The organism is Rathayibacter sp. AY1F8, assembly GCF_002932165.1.
In the GTDB taxonomy this organism is placed as follows: domain Bacteria; phylum Actinomycetota; class Actinomycetes; order Actinomycetales; family Microbacteriaceae; genus Rathayibacter.
In genome coordinates this window covers 1-16,025 of record NZ_PSVB01000018.1, presented here as the reverse complement: position 1 = coordinate 16,025, position 16,025 = coordinate 1, and the positions used below count along the sequence as shown (strand labels likewise).

Sequence of the window (16,025 nt, the reverse complement as noted above, 5' to 3'; positions counted from 1 at the left end):
CCATAATGCGCCTATGAGCAAGAAGATTGACGCTGCGCATCGCGCACTGGTAGAGGCCCTCGACAAGCACGCCCGACTCGTCTCGGACAAGGAGTCGAAGCCGCGGAAGGTCGAACGGGCCGGAGCCGAGCTCCGCGCCGCGACGAAGGCGTACGCCGCGCTCGTGTCCGCGCGCACCGGCGCCGCGAGCCCCTTCGCCGATCTGGCCGACCCCCGCCTGGACAAGCCGACCATCGCGTCGCTCCGGGCCGAGCGCGACGCGATCGCGAAGCGGATCGCCAAGCACGAGGCGTCGGCGGGCGAGGACGGCGCGCTCGCGAGCTGAGCGTCCGGCGCGGCGCGGTCAGGCGCTGAGCAGCCGTCACAGCGCGATCCCGCGGTGAGCGCGCGCCTCCGCTGCCTCCGAGTCGCCGTGTTACGCGCGGGTTCCGCGCGGGTCCGACCGCCTTCGTAAGGTGATCCCCGGGATCCGCGCAGTCGCGGCGCCGAGCGACCGGAGGCCGGTCGCAGCGCCGGCGGTGACCAGCACCGCCCGGTCGGCACCGCGTGCCCGGATCCTCTCCACGGAAGGATCCCCACAGCCATGACCCTGCGCACCCGACTCCTCGCGACCTCCGCGATCGCCGCCTCCGCCGCCCTCCTCCTCGCCGGCTGCTCCGGCGCGGGCGGCGGCGACGACACCGTCCGCATCGGCGTGGTCGGCGCGAGCGACCCCTACTGGGCCACCTACGAGAAGGCCGCCGCCGCCGCCGGGATCGACGTCGAGATCGTCGACTTCAGCGACTACAACCAGCCCAACCCCGCCCTCACCGAGGGCGAGATCGACCTCAACCAGTTCCAGCACATCGCCTACCTGGCGCAGTACAACACCTCGGCCGACGCGGATCTCGTGCCGATCGGCGCGACCGCGATCTACCCGCTCGGCCTCTACTCCTCGCAGTACGACGACGTCGCGGACATCCCCGCCGGCTCCACCGTCGCGATCCCCAACGACGAGACCAATCAGGCGCGCGCGCTGCTGGTGCTGCAGTCGGCCGGGCTCGTCGAGCTGAAGGACGGCGGCGGAGTGCTCTCGAACGTCGACGACGTCGAGTCCTCCTCGAAGGTGGAGGTCACCGCGCTGGAGGCCTCCCTCACCCCGACGTCGCTCCCGGACGTGGCCGCCGCGATCATCAACAACGACTTCATCGAGAACGCGGGCCTGAAGGCCTCGGACGCGATCGCCCAGGACGACCCGAGCGACCCCGCCTCCCTGCTCTACACGAACATCTTCGCCGCCCGGGCCGACGACGCCGGGAACGAGACCTACACGAAGCTCGTCTCGATCTACCAGGACAGCCAGGACGTGCTCGACGGCGTCTCGGAGCAGTCCGGCGGCACCGCGGTCTTCCTGAAGACCCCCGCCTCCGAGCTGGAGACCTCGCTCGAGTCCGCCGAGACCGACATCTCCGCCGCCTCCTGACTCCGGCACCTGCGGCACCGCGCCGGTCGGGTCCTCCGCTCGCGGAGCTCCCCACCGGCGCGGGCCCGCGCCTCCCCCGCAACAGAAAGGGCGCCCCGTGCCGCTCATCCGCATGACCGACGTGCGCAAGGTGTACCCCGGCGCAGGGCGCGGCGCCGCCCCGACCGCGGCCGTCGACGGCGTGAGCCTCGAGATCGAGGCGGGCGACGTCTACGGCGTGATCGGCTACTCCGGCGCCGGCAAGAGCACGCTCGCGCGCCTCGTCAACGCCCTCGAGCCCGCGACCAGCGGCAGCATCGAGATCGACGGCCGCGAGACCGTGGGCCTGCCCGAGCGCGAGCTGCGCCGGCTGCGCCTGGGGATCGGGATGATCTTCCAGCAGTTCAACCTGTTCGGCTCGAAGACCGTGGGGCAGAACGTCGCCTACCCGCTGCAGGTCGCGGGCGTCCCGCGCACGGAGCAGCGCGCCCGCGTCGACGAGATGCTCCGCTTCGTCGGTCTGAGCGACAAGGCGCGCAGCCACCCGGAGCAGCTCTCGGGCGGGCAGAAGCAGCGCGTCGGCATCGCCCGCGCCCTCGCCGCCTCCCCGCGCATCCTGCTGGCCGACGAGGCCACCAGCGCGCTCGACCCGGACACCACCGGCGAGGTGCTCGCCCTCCTCCGCCGCATCAACGAGGAGCTGGGCGTCACCATCGTCGTGATCACCCACGAGATGGACGTGGTCCAGCAGCTCGCGACGAAGGTCGCGGTGATGGAGTCGGGCCGCATCGTGGAGCGCGGGCCCGTCTTCGACGTGTTCTCGGCCCCGCGCGAGCCGGTCACCCGCCGCTTCGTCTCCACGGTCGTCCGCTCGGTGCCCTCGCCCGCGGAGGCGGCCGTGCTGCGTACGCGCCACCGCGGCCGGCTGGTCACGCTCTCGTTCTCGGACGACTCCGCCTCCCAGGGCGACGTCTTCGCCGAGGTCGCGGCGGCCGGCGTGCCGCTCGAGCTCGTCTACGGCGGCATCACCGACGTCCGCGGACGGGCCTTCGGCCACCTCACGGTCGCCCTCGACGCGCCGGACGGCGTCGTCGACCCCCTCCTCGCCCGCCTCGGCGGACGCGTCGCCCTCACGGAGGTGCCCCGATGAACGAGCTGATCCCGCTCCTGCCCAAGCTCGTCCAGGCGACCGGCGAGACGCTCTACATCGTCGCGCTGAGCCTCCTCTTCGGCGGGCTCGGCGGACTGCTGATCGGACTGGGCCTCGCGCTCACCCGCGGCGGCGCCCTCTACGCGAACCGGATGGTCCACGGACTGCTCAACGTGATCGTGAACGTGTTCCGGCCGATCCCGTTCATCATCTTCATCGCCGCGGCCCAGCCGCTGGCCCGGCTGGTGGTCGGCTCCGGCATCGGCACGGACGCCATCGTCTTCACCCTCTCGCTCGGCGCCGCCTTCGGCATCGGGCGGATCGTGGAGCAGAACCTGCTGACCGTGCAGCCCGGCGTGATCGAGGCGGCGCGGTCGGTCGGAGCGAGCCGGTTCCGGATCGTCCGCACGGTACTGCTGCCGGAGGCGCTCGGTCCGCTGATCCTCGGCTACACGTTCGTGTTCGTCGCCGTGATCGACATGTCGGCGGTCGCCGGATACATCGGCGCCGGCGGGCTCGGCAACTTCGCGATCCAGTACGGCTACCGGCAGTTCGAGCCGGTCGTCACCTGGGCCGCGGTGCTCGTGATCATCGTGATCGTGCAGCTGGTGCAGCTGCTCGGCAACGTGCTGGCCCGCCGCGTCCTGCGCCGCTGAGGCCGCCCCCGCACGAAAGCGGGACGCCACTCCGGTACGCGACACGCAAGGGTCGCTGTACCGGAGTGGCGTCTCGTGGAGGCCCGTCCGCCGGGGCGGGAGGCGTCAGTAGCGCGGCTTGCGCTCCGGGCGCTCGCTCGAGCGGCTCGGGCCGCTGGGGCGTCCGCCGCGGTCGGCGCCGGCGCGGCTCGGACGGCGGTCCGGCTTCAGCTCGATCAGCTGGCCGCTGATGCGGGTGTCGGCGAGGCGGTCGAGCACGTCCTGGGGCAGGTCGGCCGGCAGCTCCACGATCGAGAAGTCCGGGCGGATGTCGATGTGCCCGAAGTCGCCGCGGTTGAGGCCGCCCTCGTTCGCGAGCGCGCCCACGATCTGGCGGGGCTCGACGCGCTGGCGGCGGCCGACCTCGATCCGGTACGAGGCGAGGTTGCTGTTCGCCGGGCGCTGACGGCGCTCGGGACGCTCGCCCCGGTCGCCGCCGCGGTCGAAGCGGTCGCCGCGCTCGGGGCGGTCGCCCCGGTCGGGCCGGGAGTCGCGGTCCTCGCGCTCGCGACGGGCGAAGCGGGGGTCGTCGGGCGAGAGCAGCAGCGGCTCCTCGCCCTGCGCGACGATGGCCAGCGCGGCGGCGACGTCCGACTCGACCACGTCGTGGTGCTCGACGTAGTGGCCGATGATGTCGCGGAAGCGCTGCAGGCGCTCGGTGTCGGCGAGCGCCGCGGTGATCGCGTCGTCGAAGCGCGAGAGGCGGGTGACGTTGACGTCCTCGACGCTCGGCATCCGCATCTCGGTCAGCGGCTGGCGGGTGGCCTTCTCGATGGCAGCGAGGAGGCGGCGCTCGCGCGGCGTGACGAAGCTGATCGCCGCTCCGCTGCGCCCCGCGCGACCGGTGCGGCCGATGCGGTGGACGTACGACTCGGTGTCGATCGGGATGTCGTAGTTGACGACGTGGCTGATGCGCTCGACGTCGAGGCCGCGGGCGGCGACGTCGGTCGCGACGAGGATGTCGAGCTTGCCCGACTTCAGCTGCTCGACGGTGCGCTCGCGCTGGGCCTGGGCCACGTCTCCGCTGATCGCCGCCGCGGTGTAGCCGCGGGCGCGCAGCTTCTCGGCCAGCGTCTCCGTCTCGCTCTTCGTGCGGACGAACACGATCATGCCCTCGAAGTTCTCGACCTCGAGGATGCGGGTGAGGGCGTCGACCTTCTGCGGGTACGACACCATCAGGTAGCGCTGGGTGGTGTTGACGGAGGTCGTGGTCTTGTTCTTGACCGTGATCTCCTCCGGCTCCTTCAGGTACTTGCCGGAGATGCGGCGGATCTGCGCGGGCATCGTCGCCGAGAACAGCGCGATCTGCTTCTCGACGGGGGTGTCGGCGAGGATCGTCTCGACGTCCTCCGCGAAGCCCATCTTGAGCATCTCGTCGGCCTCGTCGAGAACCAGGAACTTCAGCTGCGAGAGGTCGAGGGTGCCCTTCTCGAGGTGGTCCATGATGCGGCCGGGCGTGCCGACGACGACGTGGACGCCGCGGCGGAGCGCGGAGAGCTGGGTGCCGTAGCCCTGGCCGCCGTAGACGGGGAGGACGTGGACGCCGCGGAGGCCGGACGCGTAGCGCTCGAACGCCTCGCACACCTGCAGCGCGAGCTCGCGGGTCGGGGCCAGCACGAGGGCCTGCGGCGTCTTCTGCGAGACGTCGAGGCGCGAGAGGATCGGCAGCGCGAACGCCGCGGTCTTGCCGGTGCCGGTCTGGGCGACGCCGAGGACGTCGCGGCCGGAGAGGAGGGACGGGATCGTCGCGGCCTGGATGGCCGAGGGCGTCTCGTAGCCGACCTCCTTGAGGGCCTTGAGGACCGGGTCGGAGAGACCGAGGTCGGAGAAGGTGAGCGTGGGGGCGCTCTCGGAAGCGGTGTCGGCTTCGGGGGCGGAATCGGGGGTATCGGTGGACGCCATGGTGCAACGGTAGTGCTCCGGCGGCGCCGCCGTCCGAGGGAACCCCGAACGCTCGGGCGATCCCGACCCTCCGGAGGCGCCTCGAGCGCCCGTCACGGGGTGAAGTCGAGCAGCACCTTGCTCGAGCGCGAGGCGTCGCGGGCGAGCTCGAAGGCCTCGAGCGCGCGCTCCAGCGGCAGCACCTGTGTGACCACCGGCGCCACCGCGAGGCTCCCGTCGGCGAGCGCCGCCAGCACCTCGTCGATCTCGTCGACGAAGCGGAAGGAGCCGATCAGGCGCAGCTCCCGGGTGATCGCGAGCGAGATCAGGGCCGGCTGCTCGCCCGAGGGGAGGAGTCCCACCATCACGACAGTGCCGCCGCGGGCGGCGCCCCGGACGGCCGAGGCGAGGCCGCGCGGGCTGCCCGAGGACTCGAAGACGACGTCGGCCGCGACCTCGGCGATCGCGTCGGCGTCGGTCGCGCGGATCGTCCGGGTCGCGCCGACCGCCCGGGCGATCGCGAGGGGCTCCTCGGCCAGGTCGACGGCGACGATCTCGGCCGCCCCCGCCCGCTTCAGCACGGCGACGATCAGCGCTCCGATCGGGCCGCTGCCGATCACCAGCGCGCGACGTCCCGCCACCTCTCCGGCTCGCGAGACCGCGTGCCAGGCGACGCTCGCCGGCTCCGCGAGCGCCGCCTCCCGGAGCCCGAGGACGGCGGGCAGCTCGCGGAGCATGCGCGCCGGCAGCACCGCGTGGCGGGCGAACGCGCCCTGGGTGTGCGGCATCCGCGCGGCGCTGCCCAGATAGGTGCCCTCGGTCGCGAGGTTGGGGCGCCCGTCGGGCCACTCGCCGCGAGCGGTCGCGGGGTGCACGGCGACGGCCGCGCCGACCGGGGGTCCCGAGCCGTCCACCGCTGCCTCGACGACCGTGCCGACCACCTCGTGGCCGAGCGTCAGCGGCTCGCGGAGGATCGACTCGCCCGCGGCGCCGTGCGTCCAGGAGTGCAGATCGGAGCCGCAGATCCCGCCGTACGCGACGGCGACGAGGGCCTCGCCGGGGCCGCGCGGCGCGAGCGGCGCCTCCTCGACGCGGAGGTCGCCGGCGGCGTGGACGACGACGCGGGTGGTGGAGGCGGGGACGAGCGCGGTCATGCGGGTTCCGTTCGGTGGGTCGAGGGGTGGCTCAGACGACGACGGTCATGCCGCCGTCGATGAAGACGACCTGCCCGTTGACGTAGTCCGAGCCGTCGGAGGCGAGCCAGACGGCGGGGCCGATCAGGTCCTCGACGCGGCCCCAGCGCGCGGCGGGCGTGCGCCCGAGGATCCAGCTGTCGAACTCCTCGTCGTCGACGAGGCCCTGCGTCATCTCGGTGTGGATGTACCCCGGAGCGATCGCATTGACCTGGATGCCGTGCTGCGCCCACTCCGCCGTCATCGCGCGGGTGAGGTTGCGGATCCCGCCCTTCGAGGCGGTGTAGGGCGCGATCGTCGGCCGCGCGAGATCGGCCTGCACCGAGGCGACGTTGACGATCTTCCCGGCGCCGCGCGGGATCATCCGCTTCGCCGCCGCCCGGCCGACCACGAAGGCGCTGGTGAGGTTCGTGCGCAGCACCCGCTCCCAGTCGGCGACCTCGAGCTCGAGCAGGGGCACGCGGTGCTGGACGCCGGCGTTGTTGACCACGATGCGCAGCGGGCCCACCGCCTCCTCGATCCAGGCGACGCCCGCCTCGGCGGCCGCGTCGTCGGTGACGTCGGCGGGGAGCGCTCGCGCGCGGAGGCCGGGCCGAGACGTCCCGCTGCGCGCCGGGACGCCGGCGAGGGGCGGTGTCTCGGCGAGGGGCGGTGTCTCGGCACTGACGGGCAGCGGGAAGCCGGCGCCTCACCGCTGCCGGGCGCGTGAGCACGGCAGCTCGGCGGAGAGGCGCCGCGCGAGAGCAGCCTCCGCGCGTCGGCGCAAGGGCCCCCGCTCCGGGCGTCCCCGACCTAGCGTCGGTGGAACGGCATCATCGAGCGAAGGAGCACGACATGGCATCAGGAGTCGCAACGGTCTGGGTCCCCGTCACGGACATGGAGCGGGCGGTCGCGTTCTACCGCGACACGCTCGGCCTCGAGGTCAAGGACACCTCGGACGACTGGTCGGAGCTGGACGCCGGCGGGCTGATGATCGGCCTGAACGCCCGCGAGTCGGCCACGGTCGCGGAGCAGGGCGGGGCGGTCATCTCGTTCCAGCCCGAGGGCTCGATCGAGGACGAGCTGGAGCGCCTCACGGCGCGGGGCGCGTCGATCGAGGGCGAGATCAGCGACCACGAGTGGGGCCGCATCCTCCCCTTCAAGGACTCGGAGGGCAACGACCTCCAGTTCTACTCGCCGCCGCAGAGCTGAGCGGAGGGCCGCCGTCGAGGCGGCCGCGACGAGCGGCGGGCGGGCCGGAGCCGGAGGGCTGCGGTCCGCCCACCGCTGTGCGTCGCGCGGGCGGTCGTTCCCCGCGCAGGTGCATCGCCCGGCCGGTCCGGTCCTCCGATCGTCTCTCCGCCGCACGTGAGGCCCTCCTCCCAGCCCGGCTCCGCACCTGAGGTTCTAGAATCAGCTGTCCGCCGCATCTGCGGAGCCCACATCCGGAGGTCCCCGTGCGTCGTCGACTGCTCCCCCTCGTCCCGGCCGCTGCCGCGCTCCTCCTGCTCGCGGGCTGCTCCGCTCCGTCGACCCCCGCCGGCGATGCGGCCACCGGCGGCGCGACGTCCTCGGTCGGCGGCTCCATCACGGTCTTCGCCGCCGCCTCGCTGAAGGGCGCGTTCACCGAGCTCGCCACGGGGTTCGAGGCCGCCGAGCCCGGCGCGCAGGTCGAGCTCTCCTTCGCCGGCTCCTCCGACCTCGCGACGCAGATCGTCAACGGCGCCCCGGCCGACGTCTTCGCCTCCGCCGACGAGCGCACGATGTCCACCGTCGCCGAGGCCGGGCTCGTCGACGGGAACCCGGTCGACATCGCCACGAACACGCTCGAGATCGCCGTGCCTCCCGGCAACCCGGCGCAGGTCGCCTCGCTCGCCGACCTCGCCCGGCCCGGGACCGCCACCGTCGTCTGCGCGCCGCAGGTGCCGTGCGGAGCGGCGGCCGCCGCGGTCGAGCAGGCCGCCGGGGTCGACATCTCTCCCGTGAGCGAGGAGTCGTCGGTCACCGACGTGCTCGGCAAGGTGTCCTCGGGCGAGGCGGACGCCGGGCTCGTCTACGCGACCGACGTCCGCGGGGCTGCGGGCTCGGTCACCGGCATCCCCTTCGCCGAGGCCTCGGAGGCGGTGAACACGTACCCGATCGCGGCGCTGACCGGAGCGGGCGACCCGGCCACGGCGGCGGCCTTCGTCGCGTACGTCGCCTCCGACGCCGGGCGCGCGGTGCTCGCGGCGGCCGGGTTCGGAGCGCCGTGAGGAGCGTCGCGGCGTCGGACGAGGGGTGCAGGACGGTCAGCGGGTCGGTCATAGGAGGGTCGTAGGACGGTCATCGGAGGCGCAGAGCCCCGGCCGCCAGGGTTGCCCGCGACGGACACCACGATCGACGAGGAGCACGACCATGACCCGCATCCCGGAGCCCCGCAGCACGCCCGACGGACCGGCCTACGAGGGCCGGCGGCTCGACCGCCCCGAGGAGGAGGTGGTCGACCAGGGCCTCCCGTTCGACGTGGGGACCCTCTTCTCGCGGCGCGGCGTGCTGACGCTGGTCGGTGCGGGGGCGGCGACCCTCGGGCTCGCGGCGTGCGCCACCGGAGGATCGGGATCCGCCTCCTCCGCCGCCGCGACCGCCACCGCGACTCCCACCGCGACCGCCACGGCCGGGGCCGGCACCGCGGTCGCCGGCGAGATCCCCGACGAGACGGCCGGCCCCTACCCGGGCGACGGCTCGAACGGGGTCGACGTCCTCGAGCGCTCCGGGATCGTCCGCAGCGACCTGCGGACCAGCATCGGCGGCGGCGCGACGGCCGACGGGGTCCCCCTGACACTCACTCTGACGATCCTCGACGCGGCGAACGGGGACGTGCCGTTCGCCGGAGCCGCCGTGTACGTCTGGCACTGCGACGCGCACGGGGACTACTCGATGTACTCCAGCGGCGTCGAGGACGAGACGTACCTCCGCGGCGTGCAGGTCGCCGACGCGTCGGGCGTCGTCTCCTTCGCCACGATCGTCCCGGCCTGCTACTCCGGCCGCTGGCCGCACATCCACTTCGAGGTGTACCCGGGAGTGGACTCGATCACCGACGCGTCGAACGCGATCGCGACCTCGCAGGTCGCCCTCCAGGAGGAGGCGTGCACCGCGGTCTACGCCCTCGACGCGTACGCGGGCTCGGCCGCGAACCTCGCCCGGGTCGGCCTGGACACCGACTCCGTCTTCGGCGACGACGGCGGAGCCCTGCAGCTCGCGACGATGACCGGCAGCCCGGCGTCCGGCTACTCCGCGGCACTCACGGCGAGCGTCGACACCCGCACCGCGCCGACCGCGGGCGCCGCGCCCCGCAGCCGCTGACCCCCGTCCTCCTCCGCGGGACGCCGCTCCGGTCCGAGACACGCCGACGGAGGCGTACCGGAGCGGCCTCTCGCGAGAGGGGAACGGGCGTCAGCGCAGGAGGCGGCGGGCGACGGCCACGGCGCCGAGGGCGGCGAGGACCCAGGGGCCGCCGACGAGCAGCGGGTCGAGGATCTGGTGGCGCACGTCGGTCCGGCCGCGGCGCGAGGCGATCGGGTGCGCGTGCACCTCGGCGAGCACGCCGGTCTCAGTGATCGGATCGTCCGGCCGTGTCGTGAGCAGCGAGCGGAGGTGCGCCCCGGTCGACTCCACCCGGTCGCCCAGCACGAGCAGCAGCCAGTGCGCGTGGCGCCCCTCGCTGAACCGGTCGTAGGCGTAGCGGCGGATCGCGCCCGAGATCCCGTGGAGGGGCTGCGCCGTGCCGAAGACGGCGGGCAGCTCGAGGTGCTCGATGCTCTTCTCGCGACGGCCGTGCGTCCGCATCCTCTCCGGACGCTCCCAGTGCGCGCCCGAGACGAGGTCGCTGCGCTCGCGGGGGAAGGCGGGCCGGTCGGCGGGATCGAGGTCGGCGCCCCAGCCGGGGATGCGGGCACGCAGCTCCTCGGCGGTCGGCACGCGGACGGGGCGGTCGGCGGTGTACGGCACGGGATCCTCCTACGGGACGACGACGGTCTTGATGCAGCCGTCGAGCTTGGACGAGAACAGGTGGTACCCCTCGGCGATGTGCTCGAGCGGGATGCGGTGCGTGATCAGGTCGCTGGGCGTGATGTGCCCGGCCCGGATGTGCTCGAACAGGCGCGGCCACTGCCGGGTGACGGGGGCCTGGTTCATCCGCAGGGTGAGGCCCTTGTTGACGGCGTCGCCGAACTTGACGGCGCTCGCGAGCGGACCGTAGGCGCCCATCACCGAGACGGTCCCGCCCTTGCGGACGCCGTCGATCGCCCAGTTGAGCGCGATCGGCGAGCCGCCCTGCAGCTTGAGCTTGGCGCCGGTGACGTGCTGGACGAGGTTCCCGTCGGCCTCCGCCCCGACCGCGTCGATCACGACGTCGGCGCCGAGCCCGCCGGTGGTCTTCTTGAGGGTGACGACGAGGTCGTCCTCCTCGGTGTAGTCGATGGTCTCGGCGAAGGCGAAGTCGCGGGCCTTGGCGAGGCGGTAGTCGATCTGGTCGACGACGATGACGCGGCCGGCGCCCATCAGCCAGGCGGAGCGCGCGGCGGCCAGGCCGACCGGTCCGGCTCCGAGCACCACGACCGTATCGCCCTCGACGATGTCGCCGAGCTGCGCGCCGAAGTAGCCGGTCGAGAAGGCGTCGGTGAGCATCAGGGCGTCCTCGTGCGGCAGCCACTCGGGGATCCTCGTCGGACCCACGTCGGCGAACGGGACGCGCACGTACTCCGCCTGCCCGCCGTCGTAGCCGCCCGCCGAGTGCGAGTAGCCGTAGATGCCGCCGATCGCGGTGGCGTTCGGATTCACGTTGTGGCAGTTGGAGTAGAGGCCGCGGGAGCAGAACCAGCAGGAGCCGCAGTAGATGGTGAAGGGGACCATCACCGTGTCGCCAACGCTGAGGTTCTGCACCGACGAGCCGACCTCGTCGACCACGCCGATGAACTCGTGGCCGAAGGTGTGGCCGATCCGGGTGTCCGGGAGCAGCCCGTGGTAGAGGTGCAGGTCGGATCCGCAGATCGCCGCCATCGTCACCCGGACGATCGCGTCGTTCGGGTGCTCGATCCTCGGCCGGTCCTTCTCCTCCACGCGGACCTTGTAGGGGCCCCGGTAGACCATCGCGCGCATGCCGCCTCCTGTGTCGTCGTCCGTTCAGCGTGCGTCGTGCTCCCGCCGGTCCTCCAGGGGGTTGCGCGCGCGGCCCGGGATCCCCAGCGTCCGTCCCTCCGCGTTCCTCTCCTCCCTCTCCGCGAGATGCCACCCGGATGCGCGGCACGCCGCAGGAGGCGCACCGGAGCGGCATCTCGTGGAGAGGGGACGGGCACTGCACAGGCTCAGCCGCGGACGTAGGATCGACTCCATGCCGCAGATACGGATCAGGGACGCCGCCGCCGCGCTCGGCGTGAGCGACGACACGCTGCGGCGCTGGATCGAGAACGGGACGCTCGAGAGCGCGAAGGACGCGTCCGGGAGACGCGTCGTCGACGGCCTCGAGGTCGCCCGGCTCGCCCGCGCGAACGCCGTGCTGCCGGAGGATCCGTCCCCGGTCGCGCGCTCGGCCCGCAACCGCTTCGTCGGGATCGTCACCGGCATCGTGATGGACACCGTGATGGCGCAGGTGGAGCTGCAGTGCGGTCCGCACCGCGTGGTCTCGCTGATGAGCAGCGAGGCGGTCCGCGAGCTCGGGCTCGAGCCCGGGTCGCCCGCGGTGGCGGTGGTCAAGGCGACCACGGTCATCGTCGAGACGCCGCTCGCCCGCGGCTGATGCGCACCGGGTCCGGCCTGCCGCGCTGGGTCGTGGCCGTCGCCGCGCTCGGCGCCCTGCTGGTGCTGCTCCCGCTCGCCGCGATCCTCGCCCGCGTCGACTGGCCGCAGTTCCTGCCGCTGATCACCTCCGACTCCTCCGTCGCCGCGCTCCTGCTGAGCCTGCGCACCTCCGCCGTCGCGACTCTGCTCTGCCTGCTGCTCGGCACCCCGATGGCCCTCGTGCTCGCCCGCACGGCCTTCCCCGGCCAGCGCCTGCTCCGCTCGCTGGTGCTGCTGCCGCTGGTGCTCCCGCCGGTGGTCGGCGGGCTGGCGCTGCTCTTCACCTTCGGGCGGATGGGCCTGCTCGGCGGCGCACTGGAGGCCCTCGGCGTCCGCATCGCGTTCTCGACCACCGCCGTCGTGATCGCGCAGACCTTCGTGGCCCTGCCGTTCCTGGTGCTGACGCTCGAGGGCGCACTGCGCAGCGCCGGCGCGCGGTACGAGTCGGTCGCAGCGACGCTCGGCGCCTCCCCCGGGACAGTGCTCCGCCGGATCACGCTGCCGCTGATCCTGCCGGGCCTCGCCTCGGGCGCGATCCTCTCGTTCGCGCGGGCGCTCGGCGAGTTCGGGGCGACGCTGACCTTCGCCGGCAGCCTCGAGGGCACGACGCGCACCCTCCCGCTCGAGATCTACCTGCAGCGGGAGAGCGATCCGGACGCGGCGGTCGCCCTCGCGCTGGTGCTCGTGGTGGTCGCGGTGCTCGTGATCGGTCTCGCGCACGGCCGCTCAGCCCGGGGGGTGCCGCGGTGAGCCTGCTGCTGGAGGCGCGGCTCGCGGCGCGCGGGATCGACGTGCGGATCGACGTGGCCGAGGGCGAGACGATCGCGCTGCTCGGGCCCAACGGCGCGGGGAAGTCGACCGTGCTCGAGCTGATCGCCGGCCTCGTCCGCGCCGACTCCGGGCGGGCGACCGCCGGCGGCGCGCTGCTCTTCGACGACCGCCGCTGGACTCCTCCGCACCGCCGCCCCGTCGCCCTGCTGGCGCAGGACCCGCTGCTGTTCCCGCACCTCAGCGTGCGCGAGAACGCGGCGTTCGGTCCGCGCAGCGCCGGCGCCGGACGGGCGCGGTCCCTCGAGCGGGCCGAGCGCGAGCTGGCCGCCGCGGGCGTGGCCGACCTGGCCGACCGGCGCCCGGGGAGTCTCTCCGGCGGCCAGGCTCAGCGGGTCGCACTCGCCCGGGCCCTCGCGACCGACCCGCGCCTCCTGCTGCTCGACGAGCCGCTGGCCGCGGTCGACGCCCGGACCGCCCCGGTCCTCCGCCGGATGCTCCGCGAGGTGCTCGCCGACCGCTCGGCGATCGTGGTCACCCACGACGTGCTCGACGCCTGGACCCTCGCCGACCGGGTTCTGGTGCTGCACGGCGGCCGTGTGGTGGAGGAGGGGCCGACCTCCCGGGTCCTCACGCGCCCGCGCACCGCGTTCACCGCCGAGCTCGCCGGGCTCGAGCTGCTCGACGGCGTCCGCACCGCGACGGGTCTGCGCACCGCCGGCGGGCACGAGCTGTCCGGAGTCGCGGCCGAGCCGGTCGCGGTCGGCGCCGCGGTGCTCGCCGCGGTCCGTCCCTCCGCCGTCTCCGTCGGAGAGGGAGGCCTCCGCGCCGTGATCACCGACGTGGAGCAGCGGGGAGACGCGGTGCGGGTGCGCAGCGCGCTCCTGACCGCCGACGTCCCGGCGGCCGACGCGGCGCGCCTCGACCTCGCGCCCGGCCGCGAGGCAGGCTTCACCGTCGCTCCGCAGGATCTGCTGGTCTACCCGGCGTGAGGGGCGGGCACGAGGAGACGGCTCGCCATCCGGCATGAATCCGTCCCTCGGACCGCCCTGTGCTCGACGCGAGGGACGGCGGGAGCGCCCGTCCCGTTACTCCGCCCCGCCGCCGTCCGCGTCGGACAGCGGGAGCCGCGCCCTCAGCCGCGCCCCCGCCAGCACGGGCGAGTCCGAGAGCTCCAACGAGCCCCCGTAGACCGCGAGCTGCCGCTCCAGCCGCGCCAGGCCCGAGCGCGTCGACCCCTCGACGAGTCCGCGGCCGTCGTCGTCGAGGGTGAGCACCACGACGCCCGCCTCCTCGTCGCCGCGCACCCGCAGCGAGGAGGCGCCGCCGTGCTTCAGCGCGTTGGTGACCGCCTCCTCCAGGAGCCGGACCAGGAGCATCCGCTGGTCGAGCGGCGCCTCGGCGCCCTCGGCGGCGAGCGCCGGGATGCGGCCGAGGTCGAGGTCGACGGCGATCTCGGGAGGGAGTCGCGCGACGAGGTCGCGGACGGCGGGGACCAGGCCGTGGTCGATCTCGACCGGGTAGAGGGCGTGGCCGACCGCGCGCACCTCGTCCTCGCGGAGCCGGTCGAGCCGGGCGGCGATGGCGAGCAGCCGCTCCGAGGCCGCCTCGTCGGATGCGCTCGCGACCGCGTGCAGCTCGGCGGTCAGCACCACCAGTCCGTTCTGGAGGCCGCCGTGCAGGCTCTGCGCGACGTCGCGCCGCACCCGCAGCTCCTCCCGCTGCAGGGCCTGCACCGCCTCGAGCGCTTGCACGGAGGCGCGGGCGTGCTCCCGCTCCTTCTCGCGAACCCGCCGCGCCGCGCGCACGAGCAGGTAGCCGTAGGCCGTGATCAGCGCGATCACCGCGGATCCGACGACCAGCTCGACCGCGAGAGCGGGGAGGGCCGAGAGCGGGTAGACGCCGGTCAGCACCTGGAGGCAGCAGCGGACGAGTCCCATCCCCACGGCGATGATCGCCGTCCGGGCCACCCGGCCGCCGCCGGTCGAGCGCTCGGGACGCAGCACCGCGACCAGGGCGATCGCGAGCCCGATCGTCGACACGTTGACCAGGACGCGCGTCGTCACGTCGAGCAGCGGCCCCGGATCGACGCTCCGCAGCGTCCGCGACAGCATCCCGAGCGCGAAGACGGCCTGGAGCGCGGCCAGCAGCGAGAGGACGCCGCCGAGGAGGGCCATCGCTCCGAGGACGATGCGGTTGTCCTCGCGCGTGTCGCTCGGGCCGGCGCTCATCCGGTGTGCTCGAGGAAGAGGAGCGTCGCGTCGACCCGCGGGTTGCGCTCGCCGTCCGACCGCACGCCGAGGCCCGCGTAGACGGCGTTGACGTGGTTGTCGACCGAGCGGACCGCGATGCCGAGGCGCTCGCCGATCGCGGCGTTGGTCAGCCCCGATGCGAGACCCGAGAGCACCTCGTACTGGCGCGGGCTCAGCGCGGCGACCGGGGAGTCGCGGCGGGCCGCGCGGGCGGCGACCAGCGCCGGATCGAGCACGGTGCGGCCGTCCGCCGTCGCGCGGACGGAGGCGAGCAGCGCGGGGGCGGAGAGGGAGGAGGTCTTCGAGAGGTAGCTCCAGCCGCGGGCCTCGGCGCGGTCGAGGCGGAGGAAGCGGTGCATCGCGTCGACGGCCGAGAGCAGGACGATGCCCAGCCCCGGCGCGGTGGACCGCAGCCGGCGCCCGAGCTCGATGCCGTCCCCGTCGCCGAGCTCGATGTCGAGGATCGCCACGTCGAGCTCCGCGGGCCGCAGCACCGACCGCGCCTCCGTGGCGGATCCGGCCTCCACGACGCTCCGCACGCCCGGCACCGCGCGCAGCAGCGACGACAGCATGTGCCGGTAGAGGGGCTGGTCGTCGACGACGGCCAGCCTGAGCTCCGGAACGGCCCCCACGGATGTCATCCGCCGATCTTCACCCATGCTCCGGAGGTCGAGGCGTCCCTCGACCAGGGGTCGTCGCGCGGAGATCCGCGTCAGCTCGGGGCGGCGGCGGGCGCCTGCCCCGTATACACACCAGACGCTGCCGATCGACTCGTGGGCGTCGTCCTCGCTGGCCGCCAGCACACCAAGACGATACTTCTGCGCGAGCACCCGCAGCACGGCCCGGTCGACG

The 16,025-nt window shown here is 73.9% G+C and carries 17 protein-coding genes; 10 read left to right on the top strand and 7 right to left on the bottom strand.

Features of this window, described 5'->3' with window-relative positions:
* Positions 1-13 precede the first annotated feature (13 nt).
* From C5C35_RS12720 to C5C35_RS12705, 4 genes are all read left to right on the top strand, one after another.
* Entirely contained in the window at positions 14-325 is a 312-nt protein-coding gene (locus C5C35_RS12720) for a hypothetical protein (RefSeq protein ID WP_104222458.1), read from the top strand.
* Positions 326-583: 258 nt separating this feature from the next.
* Complete coding sequence (locus C5C35_RS12715; RefSeq protein WP_104226597.1) at positions 584-1,462, top strand: MetQ/NlpA family ABC transporter substrate-binding protein; 879 nt, start codon at positions 584-586, stop codon at positions 1,460-1,462.
* 97 nt (positions 1,463-1,559) lie between these two features.
* Positions 1,560-2,591 carry a methionine ABC transporter ATP-binding protein gene (locus C5C35_RS12710; protein WP_258059431.1) on the top strand — a complete coding sequence of 344 codons (1,032 nt, stop codon included), beginning with the start codon at positions 1,560-1,562 and terminating at the stop codon, positions 2,589-2,591.
* Positions 2,588-3,247: a methionine ABC transporter permease gene (locus C5C35_RS12705; RefSeq protein WP_104226596.1), complete on the top strand. Its 660-nt coding sequence runs from the start codon at positions 2,588-2,590 to the stop codon at positions 3,245-3,247. The genes C5C35_RS12710 and C5C35_RS12705 overlap by 4 nt, the downstream gene beginning before the upstream one ends.
* A 105-nt stretch (positions 3,248-3,352) precedes the next feature.
* Here the strand turns inward: C5C35_RS12705 and C5C35_RS12700 are convergent, their stop codons facing one another.
* The 3 genes from C5C35_RS12700 to C5C35_RS12690 form a co-directional block, all read right to left on the bottom strand.
* A complete protein-coding gene (locus C5C35_RS12700; protein WP_104222455.1) occupies positions 3,353-5,188 on the bottom strand; it encodes a DEAD/DEAH box helicase in 1,836 nt (611 codons plus the stop codon).
* Positions 5,189-5,280: 92 nt separating this feature from the next.
* A complete protein-coding gene (locus tag C5C35_RS12695; protein WP_104247665.1) occupies positions 5,281-6,321 on the bottom strand; it encodes an L-idonate 5-dehydrogenase in 1,041 nt (346 codons plus the stop codon).
* Positions 6,322-6,352: 31 nt separating this feature from the next.
* Positions 6,353-7,033, bottom strand: coding sequence for an SDR family oxidoreductase (locus tag C5C35_RS12690; protein ID WP_104226593.1), 681 nt, complete (start codon positions 7,031-7,033; stop codon positions 6,353-6,355).
* Positions 7,034-7,194: 161 nt separating this feature from the next.
* Here C5C35_RS12690 and C5C35_RS12685 point away from each other — a divergent pair, with 161 nt between their 5' ends.
* The 3 genes from C5C35_RS12685 to C5C35_RS12675 all read left to right on the top strand — a co-directional run bounded on the left by C5C35_RS12685 (position 7,195) and on the right by C5C35_RS12675 (position 9,681).
* A complete protein-coding gene (locus C5C35_RS12685; RefSeq protein WP_104226592.1) occupies positions 7,195-7,551 on the top strand; it encodes a VOC family protein in 357 nt (118 codons plus the stop codon).
* Positions 7,552-7,796: 245 nt separating this feature from the next.
* Positions 7,797-8,591: a molybdate ABC transporter substrate-binding protein gene (modA, locus tag C5C35_RS12680; protein WP_104247666.1), complete on the top strand. Its 795-nt coding sequence runs from the start codon at positions 7,797-7,799 to the stop codon at positions 8,589-8,591.
* Between the two features lie 142 nt (positions 8,592-8,733).
* Positions 8,734-9,681 carry an intradiol ring-cleavage dioxygenase gene (locus C5C35_RS12675; RefSeq protein ID WP_104226590.1) on the top strand — a complete coding sequence of 316 codons (948 nt, stop codon included), beginning with the start codon at positions 8,734-8,736 and terminating at the stop codon, positions 9,679-9,681.
* Positions 9,682-9,771: 90 nt separating this feature from the next.
* Here the strand turns inward: C5C35_RS12675 and C5C35_RS12670 are convergent, their stop codons facing one another.
* Together C5C35_RS12670 and C5C35_RS12665 are read right to left on the bottom strand one after the other, a co-directional pair.
* Positions 9,772-10,326 carry a hypothetical protein gene (locus tag C5C35_RS12670; RefSeq protein ID WP_104226589.1) on the bottom strand — a complete coding sequence of 185 codons (555 nt, stop codon included), beginning with the start codon at positions 10,324-10,326 and terminating at the stop codon, positions 9,772-9,774.
* A gap of 9 nt (positions 10,327-10,335) precedes the next feature.
* The gene (locus tag C5C35_RS12665) at positions 10,336-11,475 is read right to left on the bottom strand and encodes a zinc-dependent alcohol dehydrogenase (RefSeq protein WP_104226588.1); all 1,140 of its coding nucleotides are present in this window, start codon (positions 11,473-11,475) and stop codon (positions 10,336-10,338) included.
* 232 nt (positions 11,476-11,707) lie between these two features.
* On the opposite strand from C5C35_RS12665, the gene C5C35_RS12660 reads away from it, so the two are divergent.
* From C5C35_RS12660 to C5C35_RS12650, 3 genes are read left to right on the top strand one after another with little or no spacing between them, the layout of a single operon-like run.
* The gene (locus C5C35_RS12660) at positions 11,708-12,112 is read left to right on the top strand and encodes a molybdopterin-binding protein (protein ID WP_104222447.1); all 405 of its coding nucleotides are present in this window, start codon (positions 11,708-11,710) and stop codon (positions 12,110-12,112) included.
* On the top strand, positions 12,112-12,903 hold the full coding sequence (locus C5C35_RS12655) for an ABC transporter permease (protein WP_104222446.1): 792 nt from the start codon (positions 12,112-12,114) through the stop codon (positions 12,901-12,903). The genes C5C35_RS12660 and C5C35_RS12655 overlap by 1 nt, the downstream gene beginning before the upstream one ends.
* Positions 12,900-13,913, top strand: a complete 1,014-nt coding sequence (locus tag C5C35_RS12650; RefSeq protein WP_104226587.1) for a sulfate/molybdate ABC transporter ATP-binding protein — start codon at positions 12,900-12,902, stop codon at positions 13,911-13,913. Before C5C35_RS12655 ends, C5C35_RS12650 begins: the two co-directional genes overlap by 4 nt.
* Before the next feature lie 96 nt (positions 13,914-14,009).
* Here C5C35_RS12650 and C5C35_RS12645 read toward each other — a convergent pair whose 3' ends face one another.
* Positions 14,010-15,152 (bottom strand): sensor histidine kinase, encoded by a 1,143-nt coding sequence (locus C5C35_RS12645; protein ID WP_104263223.1) that lies wholly within the window; start codon positions 15,150-15,152, stop codon positions 14,010-14,012.
* The coding region (locus tag C5C35_RS12640; RefSeq protein WP_258069061.1) for a response regulator transcription factor at positions 15,149-16,025 on the bottom strand (877 nt) is incomplete at its 5' end. The genes C5C35_RS12640 and C5C35_RS12645, both read right to left, overlap by 4 nt.

Coding starts and splice junctions, on each gene's coding strand:
- C5C35_RS12685 (WP_104226592.1), top strand. CDS start 7,195: ATGGCATCAGGAGTCGCAACGGTCTGGGTCCCCGTCACGGACATGGAG.
- C5C35_RS12705 (WP_104226596.1), top strand. CDS start 2,588: ATGAACGAGCTGATCCCGCTCCTGCCCAAGCTCGTCCAGGCGACCGGC.
- C5C35_RS12655 (WP_104222446.1), top strand. CDS start 12,112: ATGCGCACCGGGTCCGGCCTGCCGCGCTGGGTCGTGGCCGTCGCCGCG.
- C5C35_RS12700 (WP_104222455.1), bottom strand. CDS start 5,188: ATGGCGTCCACCGATACCCCCGATTCCGCCCCCGAAGCCGACACCGCT.
- C5C35_RS12675 (WP_104226590.1), top strand. CDS start 8,734: ATGACCCGCATCCCGGAGCCCCGCAGCACGCCCGACGGACCGGCCTAC.
- C5C35_RS12720 (WP_104222458.1), top strand. CDS start 14: ATGAGCAAGAAGATTGACGCTGCGCATCGCGCACTGGTAGAGGCCCTC.
- C5C35_RS12660 (WP_104222447.1), top strand. CDS start 11,708: ATGCCGCAGATACGGATCAGGGACGCCGCCGCCGCGCTCGGCGTGAGC.
- C5C35_RS12695 (WP_104247665.1), bottom strand. CDS start 6,321: ATGACCGCGCTCGTCCCCGCCTCCACCACCCGCGTCGTCGTCCACGCC.
- C5C35_RS12665 (WP_104226588.1), bottom strand. CDS start 11,475: ATGCGCGCGATGGTCTACCGGGGCCCCTACAAGGTCCGCGTGGAGGAG.
- C5C35_RS12715 (WP_104226597.1), top strand. CDS start 584: ATGACCCTGCGCACCCGACTCCTCGCGACCTCCGCGATCGCCGCCTCC.
- C5C35_RS12645 (WP_104263223.1), bottom strand. CDS start 15,152: ATGAGCGCCGGCCCGAGCGACACGCGCGAGGACAACCGCATCGTCCTC.